This is a genomic window from Paenibacillus nasutitermitis, from assembly GCF_014641075.1.
GTDB lineage: Bacteria > Bacillota > Bacilli > Paenibacillales > Paenibacillaceae > Paenibacillus_Z > Paenibacillus_Z nasutitermitis.
In genome coordinates this window covers 1-1102 of record NZ_BMHP01000029.1, presented here as the reverse complement: position 1 = coordinate 1102, position 1102 = coordinate 1, and the positions used below count along the sequence as shown (strand labels likewise).

The window sequence follows — 1102 nt, the reverse complement described above, 5'->3', positions numbered from 1 at the left end:
GCGTCATATAGCCTAATGTTCCATGAATGCGATGCTTGTTAAACCAATTAACGTAATCGCATAATTCAAGTTCCAGATGACGAAGACTTTGGAAGTTCATCTGGTTCACGAACTCTGTTTTCATGATTTTGTAAGTGGCTTCGGCTACAGCATTGTCGTATGGACAGCCTTTCGCACTTAGAGATCGGCCGATTTCAAACGTCCCCAGAAGCTCATCTATCTTATGATTTTTAAACTCGCTGCCACGGTCCGTATGAAACCACTGAATCTGACGTAGATCGCCCTGGACACTTGCAAAAGCGCGGGAAATTAGAGCAGCATCTTTATTCGGACCTGCGCTACAGCCAATAATCTCTCGATTGAACAAATCGACCAGCACACATATGTAATGCCACCGGTTCTGAACCTTCACATAAGTCAGATCGCTGACAACGAAGCGTTGGGCTTCCTCCTGCTCGAACTCACGGTCCAGAACATTCCCTGTCGTTGCTTCATTAGAAGCCGTTTTATGGGGCTTATATTGAGCTACAGTGTAGGTGGAAACTAGCCCTTGCTCTTTCATAATCCGACCAATTCTACGTCTGGAAACGACGAATCCGCGTTCACGGAGCTTGACCTTGATCTTTCGTGTGCCGTAAGCTTTACGATTGTTGTGGAATATCTCTACAATCGCTTCGGTTATATCCTCGTGGTTCAGTTGCTCTTTCGCGTCATAGTAAAACGTACTTCTTGTGATTTGCAGGACGTTGCACATTGCTGATACCGAGTATTTATCAAGGTTGTTCTGGATGATAGCTACTTTCGTCCCATGATCAGCGCGGCTTGCTTTAAAATATCGACCTCCATTTTCAGACGCTGGTTCTCTTTTCGTAAAGCGATCAACTCGTTTTCTTCTGATGAGCGATTGTCCTTCTCCCTGAAGGAGCCCGTTGTTTGAGCTTGTTTAATCCAGCGGTCTAAAGCAGAGGCTGTGAGATCATATTCCTCCACAATGGCTGCTCTGGATTTCCCATTTTCATAGAGTTCCACCAGTTGTTTTTTGAATGCTGAGGTAAAGGTACGTCGTTCTTGTTTTGGCATTGTAGAGTTCCGCTCCTTAATG

The 1102-nt window shown here is 45.1% G+C and carries 1 protein-coding gene; it reads right to left on the bottom strand.

Annotated features, from left to right (window positions below):
* A protein-coding gene (locus IEY46_RS36155) for an IS3 family transposase (RefSeq protein WP_189001266.1) occupies positions 1 to 1080 on the bottom strand; the annotation gives its coding sequence in 2 pieces (ribosomal slippage) (positions 1 to 831 and positions 831 to 1080; 1081 coding nt annotated over the 2 pieces). This gene is flagged as partial in the annotation.
* Between the last annotated feature and the right edge of the window lie 22 nt (positions 1081 to 1102).